The sequence below is a fragment of the Microbulbifer sp. MLAF003 genome, from assembly GCF_030012965.1.
Lineage (GTDB): Bacteria > Pseudomonadota > Gammaproteobacteria > Pseudomonadales > Cellvibrionaceae > Microbulbifer > Microbulbifer variabilis.
The window spans coordinates 3,351,384-3,369,903 of record NZ_CP120232.1 but is presented as its reverse complement, the minus strand read 5'-3'; the positions used below and the strand labels follow the sequence as shown (position 1 = coordinate 3,369,903).

Sequence of the window (18,520 nt, the reverse complement as noted above, 5' to 3'; positions counted from 1 at the left end):
CTATTCGGCCCGGCGGCGATTGCACAATTTAACTTTGTACCGCCGGCTTCTATACCTCCAAGCAAGGTATTCACTGCTTTGCCTTGCACTTCCATCCGTATCTGCTCCGCAGTCTGGATAATGTATTCAATGGAATTATTAACCGGTTTGTCTTAACAGGTGACACCGTTAGGGGAGTGATTGCACTGCGGTTAGTTTTTGCTTAAGAAAAAGACCGGATACCAACAGAGAAGTTGAGCTTTCGCTGTTTGCACGAGGCTCTAAATGGACTGTAAGCGAATTCCGGGAATAGGGAAGACAACGATCAAAAAGCGAAATGAAGCTGACACTCGTGGAGCGGCTGCTAATAGTCGTATTAACAATGTGGATACAAAATGCTCGAATATGAATCCTTGCTTTTTTCTGGCGAGAAAAACTAACAAGTAGCTCTCTTTTGTGTCGCCAAGGGTTAAGGCCAGTGTTTTCAAACTGGCCAAAGGTCATTTTTAATTTTGAATAGAATAATCTTTAATGGTTATATTCCGCCCTCGGGTGTAAGTTCCCTAACTACCGAAGTTGGATTTATCCGATGTGCCGCAAACACTTTTAAAGATAGCATGGCAGACATAAAGCCCAATACAAAAAGAGCGCTGAACAACATGCCTCCGGTAATCACTGTTGCAAGACCCCGATAAATCGCGGCGCTGTCTCCTGGACTGAGTACTAACGGAAGGTTGCCAAAAATACAGGTTGTGGTCGTTAACATTATCGGACGAATGCGCAAGCTCACAGCACTTTTAATGGCATCAAATTGATGCATGCCTTTATTAATGGAACTTTGGAATTGATTCACTAAAAGTATCGCATTATTCACTACCAATCCCATCAGAATTACGAATCCGATCATCGTAATCACATCTAGATTTTGCATTACAAACAGGTTGAGTAGACGAAGACTGAGCATGCCCCCGGCAAAGGAGAGTGGAATTGCAAATAAAACAGCCAAAGCTAATTTAAGGGACCTGAGAGCAAAGTACATAAGCAATGCAAGAATCAACAAAGCTACACAAAAGATCTGAAAGAACTCCTGCAGAAATAATTTCAACTCGTTGGCACTGCCCCGAAATTGGGTGTGCAGGTCTCCATACTGGCTCTTATTAAGAAAGGCTAAAACGCTTCGATCTACCTGCTCAGTAAAATCCTTCATGGCAACACCCGTTGGTGGGGTCAGATTTAGGGAGGTACTTACTTCCTGGCCGACACGAAGAATGCTGTCTGGAGCTTGCGTAATCTGTGCTGACGTTAACTGCCTCAAAGGAATCAGGCCCTGCCCAGCAATCATAATTTCTGTATTTAAGAGCTGCTCAAGGTTGGCTGGTTCTTTGGCTTTAAAGTAGAAGGGAAGGGTATTGGTGCCTGTGTAAAAATTACCGATATAAATGCCATCAGTAAGTGCCATCAAATGACGATTAAACTCCGGTAATGTCATTCCCATACGAATCAGTTGATCCTGGTTGGGCTCAAATTCAATACGCAATCCGCGATTGCTCAATGCGCTCCCTTCAAGAATTTGTGCGCCAGGAAACTCTGAACGAAGATGTTCTAATAAGTCGCGCCCAGCTGCTTGAAGAACCGGTAGTTCAGCTCCTTTGATATCCAGTTGGCTTACACGGCTATTGGGCATTGCAAACCGGAGAAGGCCCCCTTGCTGCGTATGAATTCTGGTACCTATCAGTCCGGAGACAATATCCTTGTCAATCCATTTCTTAAATGCTTCGAAATCCCAGTCCCCTTGAGTATAAATGTAAAGGTGACACATGGTTGGATAACAGAGTGTGCCATAAGTAACTATTTGCTCTTCGAATCTCCCTTTTCCTTGTTCAATGCGATCCATAATTACCTGACCGACTTCGCGCTCAACAACTTCAACCGCCATAGGGCCTTCAAAGTTTATAAAGGTTGAAATCATCGCCTGTTTGGGGTCTGGAAGCACATCGACTGAGGGCGAACTGAGATAAGTCACTAATAAGGCAACAGGTAACCCAAGCACTAAAACGCAGTTACGAAAAGTGACTCGACCAATTGGTATCACTGATATAGCAGTCCAGCGTTGTAATATTCTATTAAGGGATTGAGTTCTTCCTTTTGGATTTACCTGCGGTGAGCCTTTTAGAAGATGTCGTGCCAATGCTGGCAAGAGCAGGAGGGCAAATAACAATGATGCAATAAGTGCGCTGGAAATGGTATAAGCTAGATCTTTAAAAAGTTGCCCCGTGGCTGACTGCATCGCCAGGATAGGTAAGAAGACGATGACACTCGATATCGTAGATGCTGTCAAGGCGCCGGTAACCTCCTTAGTCCCTTGCCTGATACTGGTTAGCAAGCTAGCTCCCTGGCCGCGTAAACGCTGGATATTCTCGATAACAATAATGGCGGCATCTACCATCAAGCCAATCGAGAGCGCAATACCTGCTAGTGAGATAACATTTATGCTTCTTCCGCCCAGGTACAGACCCAAAATTACCAGTGCAATACAAGCTGGTATGCTAGTGAAAATCAATACGAGTGTTCTAAAGTCTCGCAAGAACCAATACAAAATAATGCAGGCGAGAAAAGCTCCCAGGATCAAGCTGCTATAGACTAATTGCAATGAGTTGCGAATGCTTTTGGAATCATCGCGGCTGATCGCCACTTCCATTCCCAATCTACCGAGTTCTCCCTCATTTAGGTCTGATATTAATGTTTTGATCATATCGATGGTATTCAAAACATTAATATCCTCAGTAGGCATTAAATAGAAATAGAAAGAGCGGTTGCCTTCTAAAGCAAAATAATTCCAGTCGGAGGCCATTCTATTTTTTACTTTTGCAACGTCACCTAGGCGAATAATATGTGGCCCCCTGGTAGCAATTGGTAGTTTCTCAATATCAGCAATAGGGATCTGGCCTTTAAAGTGAAGGGCGTATTCTCTTGATCCGATAGTTAAATTACCGCCAGAGCGGTCAACCAAGTCACTCAAGCGAGACTGCACTTCATTAATGGTGAGTGATGCCTGAGTCAGGCCCCTGGGATCGAATTCGATATCTATCCTTTGCTCAATAGGTGTGCCGGCTACAGTAACGGAGGCTACGCCTGGAATCTTACTAAATGCAGGTTGAACATGATCTCGGAATGCCTGGGAAAGCTCCTGTTCAGTGGCCTGGTTAGTGGAATAAAGAAAGAAACTGGCCAAGGTTGCTCCGGCACCATTACTAAAATTATATAGGCGGGGAGCAGATACTTGGCTAGGCCAGTTGGGTACTTGGTTAAGCCGGGATAGAACGTCAATATACATCTGTTCCATATCGGCATTTGAATGAAAGGTAATCAATGTCCAGGCAAACCCGTTGCTAATGGTGGTCTGGATTTCCTCCAGAAAGCCAAGGCTGGAGAGCTCCTGCTCCAATGGGGCGACAAGTGCCTGTTCTATTTCCATAGCTGTCTTGCCCGGCCAAGAGGTAGCAAGAGCTATTTGCGGTCTGTCTATATTTGGTAGTAGCGTATTTGGAATTTTGACCCCATAAAATACACCTAGGCAAATAAGAAGAAGGCCGCAACTGATAATAACCGGACTATATTTTTCAATAATTTTCATGAGTCGCGGTCCACCGGTACTACTTCTTGATCTGCTTGCAGGTTCCCATTACCGAGAACTACAAGCTGATCGCCGGGCTGAATCTCTGAGATAACAATAAAATGATCAGCAAGTGTATCCAGGATTTCAACTTCGACTTTACGAACTTTGTTTTCCAGTCCTAATGCCCATGTATGGTACTTTCCCCCTCTAATAGCACTGCATCGGAAGGTAACTTGGTAATATTGCCTGCTTTTTCTCGAGGCCCTGTAGGAGAGAGCATGGAGATCTGGAAACGTTGGCCCACCAACAGAGACTCAAAGTGCTTCCCGTGGCCATCGAAGTATAGGGACAGATTCTGAGTGTCCCCGTCCATGGTTCGACCGATGTTTTTTAGGGAAAGCGGCTCTCCATCGTAACGAAATTCGTTCTTTTGAATAGCTAAATTCATTCCTACTTGATCCCTGGGTACCAAGCACTCCAGTTGTTTCTCATTCAAGGGAAGAAGCTGGAGAATCCGTTGTCCCTGAGTGAGTCTCTCACCAGGATGTGCCTCGACTTGTAAAACCTGGCTGTCTCTGGAGGCAAAGTGCTTCAGTCGCTCGAACCTATACTGATCTATTTCAAGTTGTTGCTTAAGTCTTTGCTTGCTCAGCCTGAAAGTACTGGCATTAAGTTTAAGGTCATTGAGTTGAGAGGGGAAACCATTTGAGCCTCGCGAAGAGGCATAAGTCTGGCTAGTTCCTCCTCAGCATGAGAAAGCTGACGTTCTGCAATTTCCAGGTCTGTTTTCAGGATATCCATACCTCTGGACAGGTAAAATCCATCCTGTTCTGCGACCAGCTCCCCTGCCTTGACAATAGATCCTACAGGCTTTACTGATTTCAGTTCGGCTTCAGCATGACTGGAAATTTGTGTTAGGGGTGGAGAGTTGACTGTGCAATAAATTATTGACCGCGTAGCTTGAAGCCATTCTTGTGCAGGTTGTATCCTGACTTTCTGCAGATCTGAAGCGTAACACTGTGATTGATATAGTACAGTTGAAAAGGATAGCGAGACCATAACGGCTGCTACTTTGATAGTCTTTTTCATCCTTGATCGCTTTCTTATTTTTTATGGCAAATAATTGACGAAAATCGATTTGCTAAGCAACTTGATGTTGTGTGAGGGGACTAAGACTGTATTTTACTAGTAGAGTCAGCAAGGCGAATGAGATCAGTTGAGAGATAGAAGAGATAAGATAATTAGTTTACTTAGTGTACTCCCTATAAATGAGGAATATCTGCAGAGAAGAGCGCCAAGGCTTTATTTATCTTCTATCTTAATAGATCTTTTCCCGGTAGCATTCGTAGTGGCTGAAGCTTACAGATGTTTTTGCCATATATGCGGACAAGAAAAGTGAGACTATCGTATCATATGCCTCGGGTTCATCTTTCACTAATATGAAAGTTTTAGTATCAGGGCATCATATTTCAGTGTCGACGTTTTCGAACCATTTCAGCTGGATATCTAATCCCCAGCTATGAATCATTAAATAGTCAATTCGTGCTTCCGGGGTCCAAAAGACTGGCTGGATACTAGCAGCCAAGGCACGAAGGAGAATAGCTGATACTATAGTTTTTATTTGCGCATCCTTGTAAAAAAAGCCAGCGACAACTTGTGGCTGGCTGGTTCCTTAGTGTTTTTATAATAATAAATAGCAAATTAATTGGAGGGGGTCGAAGCCTCTATTGCTGTCGTAGGTGGCAAGGAAAAGAACTGTATGTGTGCCTAAGCATGTTTAATACGCCTAGTGCACACTTGCATAGTCTTGTCTGCTCCATAAATAGAGTTTCTATTTCTCCAATACTATTCTTTGCGACTCCCTAATCCTAATTCTGCGATTTTTCTGCCGCTCCCCTCTAATTCTTACGCGCTCTCCAGACTTCATTCCCTTTTCTTTTAATTCTTTTGCATCGACAAAATAATATCGACCGGTGCTCTCATCCTTGATAGAGAATCTATGGTCAATTTCTCCAGTTTCAAAGTTTTCGGAAATTTCTTCTTCCAATACACCAGTTACGGTTTCCTCAGCTTGGGAATAAGTGGTTAAAGAAATTAACATAATTATAGTTACGAAATATTTCATGGTCTTGCCCTCATTTGCTAGTTGCTGTAGTTAACAGCAATAGTGGCGCTGTTATTACTGCTGTCCTTGGATTTAAGCTCAATGGTGACCCCAGCAGATGAGTCACTAAATTGATCGCCAGTAGTGGTAAGGGTTGCCACTTGATTAGCGGTTCCGTCATTTAAATAATGAATTGTTACCGCATTTGCATGGTGAGGATAGGGGTTCAAAACATTATGGGGAATATGGTATTCCACGTAATAGTGATTTTCTCCATTTGTACTGCCGTTACTTTCAACTTTTAAAAGTTGCGGTAGAGAGCTATTGAGTTCACCTGCAGTGAGCTCTACGGCCTGCACTACATAATCGGCATTGTTGCCAGCAGACTGCCTGATGGTTGTAGTATATCCAGGGAAGCTCTCATACCAGCCCATAAATTCTCTATGGGCACTACCGAATAACCGTGACTTCCAGCTGTTACCCATAAAGGCACCATTAGCTCCGTATTCGCTTTCGCCTTGGTCATTGGTATCGCCATCGTTATTGTCATCGTTACCGGCGTGGCTAAGTCCAATATTGTGGCCCAACTCATGCCCCATCACTAGTTGATCGGTATCTGCGGTAATGATGCTCCATCCCCCCGTACCGAAGCAACTCCTGTACCAACCAAGCCAGCATTATTTGCGGCTCGGGGAAAAATAAATACACGGTGTCTCCAGTCATTGAGATTCACAGGGCGGCTATTGGAATCTACAAAGTTATTTTGAATCCAGGTGGTAGCGTTATCTCTCCAGGTATAGCCACCATCTGAATATTGACCATCCTGTGAGGAGCCAGAGCGAGCCTGGGCATTCCCAACACTTAGTACGCCCCCACTTTGACTATCGGGGATGCTATAAACAAAGCAATCAATTGAGCTACTCTCATTATTGTCTTCTCCATAACAGTATTGTGCGAGTGACTGGTCGCTAATGAGATGGCGCTTAAATTTCAGTTGGCCGAAGGAGTTTTCTTTGTAAGTATTGTCCAGAGAATCCGTATCATTGAATGTCATATTGGCGAGTTGTGAAATACTAACGTCGTCAGTGACAGCGGCATCTGAAAAATTCATCAGAATAAAAACTATGCTATTTTCGGTAGCTTCAATAGTTTGTATTGCAAAGGTAATGGAGTGTTGATCTCCGTTTGTTAATTGAATAGAGATGGTGTCTTCTACAGATTGACCATTGTTGAGACTGGATGTATTGCTATTTAGCTGGTACTCCCAGTTCCCGCTATCATATAGTTTAAAGCTACCGTATTGACCTTCGATAGTGGACGCTTGGAAACCAGGGCTTTTGCTATCAGTGCCCTCCAGCTCCAAAGTGCCCTCTGCATACTCACTGGTACCTACAACCAAGGTGGCCAAGGGGTTAGCTGGATTGAATGTGTATTCACCGGTATCCGAATTCCCCCATTTGTTCCGGTATCCGACCCTGTATTTGAGCCGCTGTCAGCTTGAGGGGTATCTGTACTTTCCCCTCCACTGGAGCCGCCGCCACAAGCGGCCAAAAGGGCGGATAAGGTGATTGCGGTAAATATCTTAAGTGAACCGTGCATTGCTCTCTCTACTTATCTGTATATGCGTGGTAGCTGATGAAAATAGATATCTGGTGGACCGTCGTTATTTGGTACGGTTCCTGTGATTTGGCTGATTGATAACTTAGTAAGGTCAATTAGTCACCTTACGCAATAAACCAGTCTTCTTGTTGAGTGTTTAGGAGCTTTGTGGGGCATTAGTAACAGGTTTCGGGTGTTACTTTTCTACATCGCATCCAATCTTGTTTTTTTATCTATTGGTGACATTACTGGAGTGCTATTAAGTGGAATGACGCTGGGTGGAGGAAGGGGTAGCAGTGTTTCTTTTTTGGTTTGTTTGTGCTCCGTGTGACTTACTTTTTTAGCATGGTGAAAGGGTTGCCCCGTTGGCCTGATTACCCGTTATTAGTTTGTTGACAGGCAGCAGGTCATAAGTGAGAGAACTCAAGATCCGCATAGCAGCCTTATTATTGGTGTATTTGGATTTGGTGAGATGCAATTTAGCAAATGCTGATAGGGAGTAGCACTATATTATTGTGCTGCGGGTATCTCACTGGTGTTCTTAGAATCTAGAGTGCTAATGAAGTTTATCGTGTTCTTCGCCTCTACATTGGTAACTTGAGGTTGTTCTGCCGTAGCTTGAGAGAGTATTTGTTTACTTCTAATTACAAGTGGAGGCTAGGTACTTGGTGTTTTAAAGATTGGAAATCACCTGTTAAATTTAGGGATGACGTTGTTAGGCTGGCTTCCGTTGATAATTTTTGGTCGAAATAGGTTTACTTTTTGTTGTGATCCTCAATGTTAATTGATGGTGGATGCCTACTCATAAAAGGAGGGTCCTAGACTGTAAGAATATATTTTAATGATAGGGAATCACTTTTTTCTGGAGTTGATTTTTTGCTGCCATAGGTGCTGTTTTTTCATGGTTTCTAGTATTGGGGGTTATGCAATCAACCAGTAAGTTTAGTAATTTAATGAAAGTACGTGGATGACCTGGAAAAGCGATGCTGTGGCAGTCGATGCAGTATAATAGCTGCCCCAAGCACGAATTTTTGGTGTTTTGATGTATTTATTTTCTTATTTGTTAGTTTCTAATAAGGTCTTTTGAGGTGAAGATTTATATGGGATGGGGTTGCTTAAACAATAAACAATATAGAGGATTTAGAGTAGAAAAATAGAGCCTGTCAATTCATTATAAACTGTCTTATTGGTTGATTTTTTCCGCGAAAAGGCGCTTGTTATTAGCTGTAATTGGAGGAGTATTGACGCTCGGCTATACTGCCGATCCCACCTAATTCTTGAAATAGGTGGGAGAGAACTATAGTTTGCATAATAAGAGTATTTTTGCTGTGTCCAAGAGTTTTAGTGCACTTTCCAGTGCCTGGTTGTCTGGATTATTTTTTCTTTGGCTACCTGCTCTGGCCCTGGCTGGCGTATCGGGTCCCTCATCCAGTTCTACAGGAAAATTTACGTTAACATTAACTGGAACCCCTGAGTATCTTACCGAGTATAAAAACGGTTCTCGGGTGAGAGATATTGCAGTCAGTGGAAGTTCTGCATCAATCACTGTTTCATCAACAGGGACTTATAGGTATGACGCCTGGAGTAGGCTTTGTTTGATTTGGGGGTTTGGGGGTCGCTGTGAGGAATGGGATATTGAGAAAATTTCCCTCGGCAGCCATACGGTTAAAGTTACTCTCGAACCTAACGCTACTCCCCCGGGATCTATTTCTCTCCCATCTACTAGTACATCAGGCAATATTAGAGTGCAGTGGGGCGCTGCTTCCGTAAAACCAAAAAGTTATGAACTTTGGCGAAAAATTGAAGGTAGTACCACTTGGAAGATGGTTTACTCGGGCTCTGCCCTTTATAAGGACTTTTCTGACCTGATAACTGGAAAGTATGAGTTTCGGGCTCGTGCTTGCATCTCTGGTTGTAGCAGCTATACATCTTCAAAGAGTATTACGGTGGTTAGAACCCCACATTCAATTGGGGTGCCAGTAACAAATCTTTACGGCAGTATTGCTGTGTCGTGGTCTTCCGTTTACGCTGCGGAAAAATATATTCTTCAGGAACAAAAAGACGGCGGAGCCTGGACTCAGGTTTACAATGGTATAGGGACGTCCAATACTTTAACTGGTCGCAGTACCGGTAGTTATCTATATCGTGTTGCCGCGATCAAGGGCGGTATTACTGGTGCATTTAAATACTCTACTACTGTTACTGTAGTCAGGTCTCCACTCTCTATTAGTGTGCCTGTTGCGAGTGCCAATGGCATTTTGGCAATATCTTGGGCGGCAGTTTCTGGAGCGGACAAATATTTACTTCAGGAACAAAAAAATGGCGGCTCTTGGACTCAAGTCTACAGTGGTAGCGGAACGCAAAAAACGTTAACTGGTCGTGGTAGTGGCAGCTACAGTTACCGTGTTGCCGCAGTCAAGGGTAGTACCACTGGCCTCTATAAGCAGTCCTCCACGGTTACGGTAATTAGTATCCCTCAATCGATTACAGTACCAGCATCGAGCACTACTGGCAGTGTGACTGTATCTTGGTCGCAAGTTGCCGGTGCGGACAAATATGTTTTACAGGAGCAAAAAAACAACGGCTCCTGGACTCAGGTCTACAGTGGTAGCGGAACGCAAACAACCTTAAGCGGGCGGGGCAGTGACAGCTACATCTATCGGGTTGCCGCGGTCAAAGGCAGTGTCACCACGGCTTTTAAAAGTTCCTCGACGGTCATAGTATCTCGCCCCCCGCTGTGCCAGGGAACCTCACGCTACCGGGTAGTTCAACTGGTGCCTATAGCGTCAGTTGGAGCCCGGTTACCGGAGCGGCAAGATATATATTGGCTCAGTCCGGTAATGCTTCTGGCAGCTGGAGTTTGGCCGGAACCAGTAAACCTTTTAGCCAGAGCAGTAACGGAAATTATTCCTATCGGGTTAGAGCTTGTAAGACGTATGGTGGTGTTGAGGCCTGCAGTGGCTGGTCGAGTAGCAAGACTGTTGCTGTCAGCCTGCCAGTTTTGGCGATTCAGTCAATTAACGGCGGGTCTGTCAAATTATCTTGGAATATCGACGCGCAGGCACAAAGGATAACCCTGAAGCGAGGTTCCACTACTATTTATGACTCTGGCTGGAAAGAATCAGTAAGTAAGCAGGGTACGTTTACCGACTCCATAAGCACCAGTGGTAGTTACTCTTACTTCCTCACGACCTGGTACTGTTCCGTTGGGATTCCCGGCGGAGGCTGCCAAGAAGGCGAGCCATTAAATAATTTTGGCCCGGAGACAGCCAATATTATTTTGAAGCCAGGCCCATCAAGTTTACTTGCAAGCGTATCCAGTAGTTATGACGGTTCTGTGGGATTAACCTCCAATAGCTCTGGCCCTATCGAGTCGGTGCGTTGGCAAAAAGAAAAGCGGAAAGCGACTGGCCGGCAGATAGTTCCTACGGCTCTGCTGGGAGCAGTACCTTTTCCGTAACCGGGCTTACCGATGGTAATTGGGAGTTCCGCAGTAAAAATTGTAATTCCTCTGGCTGTAGTAATAGTTGGAGTACATCGGTTGGACTGCTGGTACGGAATCAACCCATACCTACGGCCCCGACGCTGGATACCATTACTAACAGTTCTACCGGTACACTTAAATTGAACTGGAGTGACCGCTCTGCCCAGCAAGTTTACAGGTACAAGCTCTACGAAGGCGGCAAGCTACTTGAAGAATTAACCACGAGCTCTGCGAATCCAGCGCCTCTCTCTGGCACCACGCTTCAGCGAGATGATGGCAGTTACAGTTACTACCTGATAGCTTGTAATCTGCGTGCTTGCTCCACAGCCAGCAATGTTCAATCTGTTATCGTCGCTAAAACTCCAGGTGCACCCAAATCCCCTAATCTATCGACAACTTTCTCGCGCACCGGTGAGGTTGATCTCACTTGGGGTAGTGCTAGTGGCACGATAGTGCACTATGAGATTATTGCCGGTACCGCATCGTCGGCAGAGGGGCCAGTAAGTTGGGATGAAAACGCACCGAGTAAACATACAGACTTAACGCGTTTGAGCAAAAAGCTGTCGTTGGAGAATGGCTTCTTCGCCTATCAGGTGCGCGCCTGCAACCAGGTATCGAGTTTTAGTAGCTGCTCAAATACGGTTGCCACGGATATTGTTCAGGTTGACCAGACCCCACCACCTGTAATCGTGGCGGTGCCCCCTTACAAAGCCTCGGCACTATCTACTACCGACCCAAGTGTGTTGGCCTCCGATCGCGTCGGCATCTTGCCCGGGGAATTCCGTGTGAGTGAATCCGGCGCGGCGACTTATACCATTCCGCTGCAAGTGGGCCCTTCATCCGGTGGCAGTACCCCGGCGCTCAGTGTGACTTACAGCAGCTCCGGCAGTAACGGCCCGCTCGGGGCCGGTTGGGGAATTAGTGGATTGTCCGCTATTAGCGCTTGCCGTAGAACTTTTGAAGAGGACGGTGCCAATGGCAGCGTCTTCGATCGGTTCTGTTTGGATGGCCAGCGTTTGAAACTAGTGTCGGGTCAGTACGGTAGCCTCGGCAGCGAGTACCGTACAAGCCTGGACAGCTTTGTGCAGGTACGGCTGGTTTCCAGTCCGGTAGGTAGCGGCCAGGGTTTTGAAGTGTACCGCAAGGATGGCTCTATCTCTTATTACGGTATGCATGAGGATGCACAGCAGGAGAAGACCTGGTATCTGAATACCCAGGAGGATAGTGTTGGCAACCGTATCGAATACACCTACCTGAAAGACACCGCGCTCGGGGAGCACTTGATAGAGGCGGTCGATTACTCTGCGAATGGTCACGATGCAACGCTGAATCGGATTCAGTTCCACTACGATACCAGCCGCAGCGATAAACGCTACGGATACAGTTTCGGACAAAAAACGGCATCAACCCGCAGACTCACCGCAATTACATCCACTGCGGACTCGATGGAGTTGCGCAGCTACAACTTCAGCTACCAGGAAAGCGCTACTGGCCGTTTACTGCTCGAAGAGGTTGAGGAGTGTGTGCAGGGTAACTGTCGCAAGCCCACGATATTTACTTATGCCCAGTTTGCCGGAGCGGGCATGGTGAGTGCGGCTGCTAATCCTAATATCTTCCACTCCGGTTACGAGGGTGGCAAGTATGGAGATGTCAACGGTGACGGACTCACAGATCTGGTGTTTATTCGTTACGACGGCAGTCATGGCAAACGCTATCTCCGTGTTGCCCTGGGCACTGCCGAGGGGGAGTTGGCCCTGCAATCCGAACAGATGCGTATCCGCGCCAATGAGCGCAAGGAATGGCATCTGTTGGACTATAACAACGATGGTAAGGATGATCTGCTCCACGCGCCGATAGATGACACCGGCACCCACTGGGCCGTGAATTTGTCTAATGGTAGCGGGTTTAGCAGCACTGATAACCCCACGGCAATCAGCTATCAGAAAGATCAGCTGGGTCAGATGCACGACTTTAATGCCGACGGCTTGCCGGACTTCCTGTCATTTACTCACGCTGTGGGCCTTCCTTCAGTGAGTGATACGCCCACCATGAAAATCCGTGAGCTGCAGCGCAGCAGTAGCGGAACACTCTCCTTCAAAAGCTCTGAGACGACTCGCAGCTTATCCCTGCCCACGGTCAGCGCTCCCGGAGGAGTGTCCTCAGCAAATTTCCTACGCACCACTCGAGTGAAACTGCGTAATACGGATATGGTGGCCGATTTCAATGGTGACGGTATTGCCGATCTGACTGCGATAATGCAGACAGATTGGACTTGTATCGAGGCACCGAGCGACTGCAACAATCAAAGTCATGTGACCGACAATCACTTCGTTGTACTGATGTCAGAGGGCGATAATAGCCACAGGGCGGTATTCCATCGTGCACTCAACGGAGAGATAGCACAGGTGGATGATGCCGAGCACCGGATCGCGGATCTCAATGGCGATAGTCTGCCAGACATGTTATTCCGCCCCAGCGCAGACTGGGATTGGGGCGTATATTACTTTACTGGTGAAGGGTTTATCTCCACGGGAACACTTCCAGGGGCTGTGGACGATAAAATCCAGCTATATGACTGGGATATGGATGGCCTGGTGGACATTCTCTATCCCAATGCCAACGATAAAGAAAACAACGAATACCAGTACCTCTATGTGCTGCCCAACCATTCCAATGGTTTTGGCAGCGCCATTGATACTAGCTTGCTGTTCGGCGCCGATACCAATGATCACAGCCATTTGGTGATGGATTTGACTGGTGATGGGCGACCTGAAATAGTCGAGAACTGTGCGAACCGCGATGAGCAGGAAAATCATTGCGATGATATGCGCAATCACTCAGGCTTTTTTAGTGGTCTAGGCGCTACAGATAAATATGTGCGTGTCTTTAAGCCCAAACATGCCGACAAGCCGGTGGATGTTCTTGAGTCTGTAGTGAATGGCTTTGGGGTGAAAACGGAAATCCGCTACGCGCGCCTGAATGATACCAGCACTAGTGTCTACTCACGTAAACTGGGTTCTTTCAAACTGAACTACGGGCGCAGTTCACCGGTATTCGATCTCTACTCACCGATGTACGTGGTACAGAAAGTAATCTCCGATGCACCGGCGGCCAATGACAATAACAATACGGTTGAGGCCCATTACCACTATGCCGGTGGGCGCATGCAGAGCGGTGGGCGCGGCTTTCTCGGTTTTGAATCGGTTACGACCTATGACCCGCAAAACCAAGTGAAGACCACCACTCACTACCGCCAGGATTATCCCTTTATTGGTATGCCTTCACAGACGGCCAAGGTGATTGAGTCCAATGCCAGTAATATCAAAACCCCGGCTACCTGTGAGGGTAGTGGACTCACCCTGATCAGCTGCTCTATCAATACCTTGGAATCCATAGCACCGGTATCGGGCAAAACGGTAATGCCCTATATCAGCCAAGCGGAGGACAAATCTTACAGCCTGAGCGGGAGTTACCTTGGCAAGGTGGTGACAACCACCAACTACACCGCAGCCAATGATATTCAATATGGCAATGTCAGCTCGGTAACTGTGAAGCACTATGATGCTTCTAATAACTTGGTGCAGAGCAAATCTACAAGTAACACATACGACAATGTGGTGAGCAGTGACCGCTGGCATTTGGCGCGCTTGCGTGAGAGCAGCGTCACCACCCAGCGATATGGTGCTCTGGTAGCACCGCAAATCACGCGAACCGCTCATTTTGATTACGATAACCAGACTGGCCTGTTAACCGATGAGTGGGTAGCTAAAGGTAGCGCACAAGAGTTACACACCCACTATGAGCATGACCGCTTCGGCAATCGTGTTGCATCCACGGTAACCAATGCGCAGGGCGAAAGCCGTACCAGTCGCACGGGTTTTGACGGCTATGGCCGCTACGCATTAAATCGGGTTAATGAACTCAAACAGACTGCCGAGCAAGCTCTGGAGATGGACCCCTTCGGCCAACCGCAGCGCGTGCTGGATATCAGCGGTGTGGAAACGCACTATGCCTATTCCCCGTTCGGCAATCGCTATTTTGAACACCACGAGACCGGCAGCCATGCTACTACCTTGAGCACACTCTGTGCTGACAGTGGTGGCTGCCCCACAATAGCCGGTGTGCCAGCTCACTTTAAAGTGACCACAGCCGGTATCGATCAGAGCCAGAGCGTGATGTACCACGATCGACTGGGTCGAGAGATCCGTAAACAAACTCAGGATTTCCATGGTAATCCAGTGTTTGTCGATACCCAGTACGATGAACAGTCCCGCGTTAAAAAGGTTTCCGACCCTTATGGCAGCGGCGGCTCTCCACGCTGGACCATTTACTCCTACGATATTCTCGGTCGCACCACTAATGTGGATACCCCCAGTGGCCAGTGTGACAGCACGATCACTTATAATGGCCTCACGGAAACTGCTACGAACTGTGCCCAGCAAAGTAAAGTAACGGAGAAAAACGCCCTCGGTGAGTTGGCTCAGGTTACCGACAATATCGGCGGCAAACTGCAGTACAGCTACTATGCCGATGGCAACCTCAAACAGGTGCGTACCCTTAACAGCGGCGGTGGTGAAACTTCAGCGACCAACATTGAGTACGATAATCTCGGCCGCAAGACCCGCATGGTAGACCCGGATAAGGGCACCTGGACCTACGGTTACACCGGCTTTGGTGAACTGGCCTGGCAGAAAGATGCCAAGGGGCAGGGCACCGCCATGAGCTATGACGCCCTCGGCCGTATGGTGACTCGCGCCGATTACACCAGCTTCGATAGCAATAGCCAAACGGGCACTCTGCAGAACTTCAGCCGCTGGTACTACGACCAGGATCCCGGCTGTGATTCCAAATTCCGCTTCGAAGGCAAACTGGTGGCCGTAGCCCAGGCCCCTGTCGCTATTGCCGCCGGTTGCAATGCCAATCTGGAGGATGTCAATTACCTCAAGCTGCTGCAATACGATACCTACGGTCGTCTGGGTGAAACGAATACCGGGCTCGGTGTACTCGATGGTGATGGGGACTTTTATGAAAAAGTCACCTACGACCAATACAGCCGCGTTAGCCGCAGTTTCGACGCCAGCAATCAGCAGGTGGGCGATAATGGGGATTATTTACGCGGTGTAGAAACTGTCTACAACAACTATGGCTTTAAAGTGGGTGTGCGCGATGTAACCGCCCCCGCAGACAGTGGTTACTATTACCGGGTTAAGCGCATGAATCTGCGTGGCCAGGTGGAAGAAGTGTTGCTAGGTAACGGCCTCACCACTACCTATGCCTACGATCCACAACATCACCGCCTCACCAGTATCTTAACGGATATCAATCCCGGTGTGGGTCAGGTGCAGAACCTGCATTACGATTGGAATACTATCGGCAATCTGCTCTCTAAAACCGACCTCAGTGGCGATGGCAGCTACCGCAAGGACCTGCAGGAACGTTTTGAGTACGACGGCCTCAACCGCCTGCGCTATGCGCGCCTCTATCAGGCCGGCAGCCAAACTGCCACCCAGGAGGTGCGCTACGATGATGCCGGCAATATCACCTATAAAACGGGCGTCGGTAGCTATGAGTACAGTGGCCCACGCCCTCATGCCGTAACCAAAGCCGGCAATACCAGCTATCACTACGACGACAACGGCAATATGAGTAGCGACTCAGGCAGTCGTACGCTGGATTACTCCGTCTTTGATAAACCCAGCCTGATTAGTAAAGGTGGCCACGATACGCGCTTCTCTTACGGCCCGGACCGCAGCCGCTTCAAGCGGGTGGATGACAACGGCAAAGGCACAGTGACCACCTTGCAGATCGGCAGCGTCGAGAAAGTGATTGAACGCAGTACCACCGGTGCTTTTATCAAGAGCTTTTATCGCCGCAATATCGCAGGGGTTGCTATCGAGCGTATCGAGCTGAATGCATCGGATGAAACTGCCGGTACCAGCACCCAGTATTTACACAAAGACCTCCAGGGTTCCCTGGATGTAATTACCGATAGCACCGGTCAGGTTGCCAAAGATGCTGCTGGTAACAAACTGGTTTACAGCTTTGATGCCTGGGGTAAACGCCGCAATGCACTGAGCTGGGAACAAATTGCCGGCGCGCCTGCAAATACGGTTAGCGCCCTCAGTGTGGGAGCCTTCAATCACCTGAGTAGTAACCGCGGTTATACCGGCCATGAAATGCTGGATGAGGTGGGCCTGATCCATATGAACGGACGGGTCTACGACCCGACCCTGGCCCGCTTTGTCTCCGCAGATCCGCTGATTGATGGAATCACCTCGGTCCAGGGCTACAACCGCTATGCCTATGTGCACAACAACCCGCTGACTTATACGGATCCTTCGGGGTATAGTTCTTGGAATAAGTACCGGGACTCTGTGGTGAAGCCGGTGGTCGCCGTGGCCATTGCCATTTGGACCGGGGGACAGTCTCTCGTGGCCCTGCAAGGTACAAATTATGCAGCGGCGGTGGGCTGGGCCGCTGCCGGCGGCGCCGCGGCGGGAGCGGTGCAAAGTGGCACGGTGAAGGGGGCCTTTTTTGGTGCCTTCAGTGCTGTGGCATTTATGGGCATTGGCAATGCCTTTCAGGGGGCGACATGGGCAACGAAAGGGGTTGTCGAAAAAGGGGTAATGGGCACTGGTCTGAATAGCTATGGCTATGCAGCGAAAGTCTTTGCTCACTCGGTTACCGGTGGTTTACTGTCTGCGGCTCAGGGAGGGAAGTTTAAACACGGCTTTGCCGCAGCGGGTGTGACCCAGGCCTTTGCAGGAGGTATAGATTCAATAGATGCTGGCAACTCTGGCTTTAGTGCGGCGAGAGTAGTTGCGGCGGCGGTTGTAGGCGGTACAGCCTCTGCAGTATCGGGTGGTAAGTTTGCCAATGGGGCGATAACCGCGGCGTTTTCCAGGGCTTTTAATGATGAGGGGCACCCTCCTGAACAAAAGAGAGAAGCAAATAATGATTTTGACTGGGAGGGCTATGACCTTGGGCCTGCTCCTACAGAAGAAATTCTAAGTTTGATGGCCATTGAAACACTATTCGGCTTTGAAGTTGATGTTGTAAATATCTCCATATTTGAGTTTGATTGGCGAACAGAAGTCACAAATACTTATGCTACTACAAGGGTTGATAGTATTTACCTGAGGAAGTCAAAAGAACATTTTTTTGATCGGCCATTTACTGTTCTTGAGGAGTATTACCACGTTATTGAACAGTGGAATACAGGAAGGATGACAAGAACGGGGTATTTAATTGAGAATGCTAGAAATGGGTATGATAATAATAAATGGGAAATTGAGGCTAAAGGCTTCGCGAAAAATAATCTCAAGCGATTTAAGCAGATAAAGGATTCATACCGTGATTAAATTCATTGTTGTAATGAGCTTGCTTTTAAGTGCGTGTGTGGGTGTTGGGGAAAATGTTATTGTTTTTCGAGGTGAGCTTTCAACTCCTGAAGCCACATTAAAGCCTATGAATTGCTTGCTGAGTTTGCAGAGAGATGGCGCCGAGCTTATTTCGTATGACATAAATGAAAAATTTTTTGTGGACTATGTTGTAGGGAGAAGGGCGCGCGTATATGAAGTTGAGATTGTCTGTGATGATGGAGTTGGAAAATGGTTTTTTAATTCAGATTCAATGTCACTTGGATCTGAGTCTGACTCAGTTATAGATTTTGGAAAAATTACTCTAACAAGAAATAGCGAATCGAAGTCATCCATAGAGTAAGAGTATCAATTCTTTC

General features: G+C 47.4%; 9 protein-coding genes. 3 read left to right on the top strand and 6 right to left on the bottom strand.

Annotated features, from left to right (window positions below; all coding sequences use genetic code 11):
- Nucleotides 1-514: 514 nt before the first annotated feature.
- The 6 genes from P3339_RS16130 to P3339_RS16105 all read right to left on the bottom strand — a co-directional run bounded on the left by P3339_RS16130 (nt 515) and on the right by P3339_RS16105 (nt 7,107).
- A complete protein-coding gene (locus P3339_RS16130) occupies nt 515-3,613 on the bottom strand; it encodes an efflux RND transporter permease subunit (RefSeq protein WP_282951175.1) in 3,099 nt (1,032 codons plus the stop codon).
- 160 nt (nt 3,614-3,773) lie between these two features.
- The gene (locus tag P3339_RS16125; protein ID WP_282951174.1) at nt 3,774-4,043 is read right to left on the bottom strand and encodes a hypothetical protein; all 270 of its coding nucleotides are present in this window, start codon (nt 4,041-4,043) and stop codon (nt 3,774-3,776) included.
- 200 nt (nt 4,044-4,243) lie between these two features.
- A complete protein-coding gene (locus P3339_RS16120) occupies nt 4,244-4,684 on the bottom strand; it encodes an efflux RND transporter periplasmic adaptor subunit (protein WP_282951173.1) in 441 nt (146 codons plus the stop codon).
- Nucleotides 4,685-5,426: 742 nt separating this feature from the next.
- Nucleotides 5,427-5,720 carry a hypothetical protein gene (locus tag P3339_RS16115; protein ID WP_282951172.1) on the bottom strand — a complete coding sequence of 98 codons (294 nt, stop codon included), beginning with the start codon at nt 5,718-5,720 and terminating at the stop codon, nt 5,427-5,429.
- Nucleotides 5,721-5,737: 17 nt separating this feature from the next.
- Entirely contained in the window at nt 5,738-6,286 is a 549-nt protein-coding gene (locus P3339_RS16110) for a hypothetical protein (protein ID WP_282951171.1), read from the bottom strand.
- A gap of 14 nt (nt 6,287-6,300) precedes the next feature.
- Nucleotides 6,301-7,107 carry a VCBS domain-containing protein gene (locus P3339_RS16105; protein WP_282951170.1) on the bottom strand — a complete coding sequence of 269 codons (807 nt, stop codon included), beginning with the start codon at nt 7,105-7,107 and terminating at the stop codon, nt 6,301-6,303.
- A 1,519-nt stretch (nt 7,108-8,626) separates the two neighbouring features.
- Here P3339_RS16105 and P3339_RS16100 point away from each other — a divergent pair.
- From P3339_RS16100 to P3339_RS16090, 3 genes are all read left to right on the top strand, one after another.
- Nucleotides 8,627-10,372: a fibronectin type III domain-containing protein gene (locus P3339_RS16100; RefSeq protein ID WP_282951169.1), complete on the top strand. Its 1,746-nt coding sequence runs from the start codon at nt 8,627-8,629 to the stop codon at nt 10,370-10,372.
- Nucleotides 10,373-10,679: 307 nt separating this feature from the next.
- Complete coding sequence (locus P3339_RS16095; RefSeq protein ID WP_282951168.1) at nt 10,680-18,143, top strand: RHS repeat-associated core domain-containing protein; 7,464 nt, start codon at nt 10,680-10,682, stop codon at nt 18,141-18,143.
- On the top strand, nt 18,136-18,504 hold the full coding sequence (locus P3339_RS16090; protein ID WP_282951167.1) for a hypothetical protein: 369 nt from the start codon (nt 18,136-18,138) through the stop codon (nt 18,502-18,504). Before P3339_RS16095 ends, P3339_RS16090 begins: the two co-directional genes overlap by 8 nt.
- The last annotated feature ends 16 nt before the right edge of the window (nt 18,505-18,520 follow it).

Excerpts from the sequence above, each read along its gene's own strand:
- P3339_RS16130 (WP_282951175.1), bottom strand. The coding sequence starts at position 3,613 with ATGAAAATTATTGAAAAATATAGTCCGGTTATTATCAGTTGCGGCCTT.
- P3339_RS16125 (WP_282951174.1), bottom strand. The coding sequence starts at position 4,043 with ATGAATTTAGCTATTCAAAAGAACGAATTTCGTTACGATGGAGAGCCG.
- P3339_RS16120 (WP_282951173.1), bottom strand. The coding sequence starts at position 4,684 with ATGAAAAAGACTATCAAAGTAGCAGCCGTTATGGTCTCGCTATCCTTT.
- P3339_RS16115 (WP_282951172.1), bottom strand. The coding sequence starts at position 5,720 with ATGAAATATTTCGTAACTATAATTATGTTAATTTCTTTAACCACTTAT.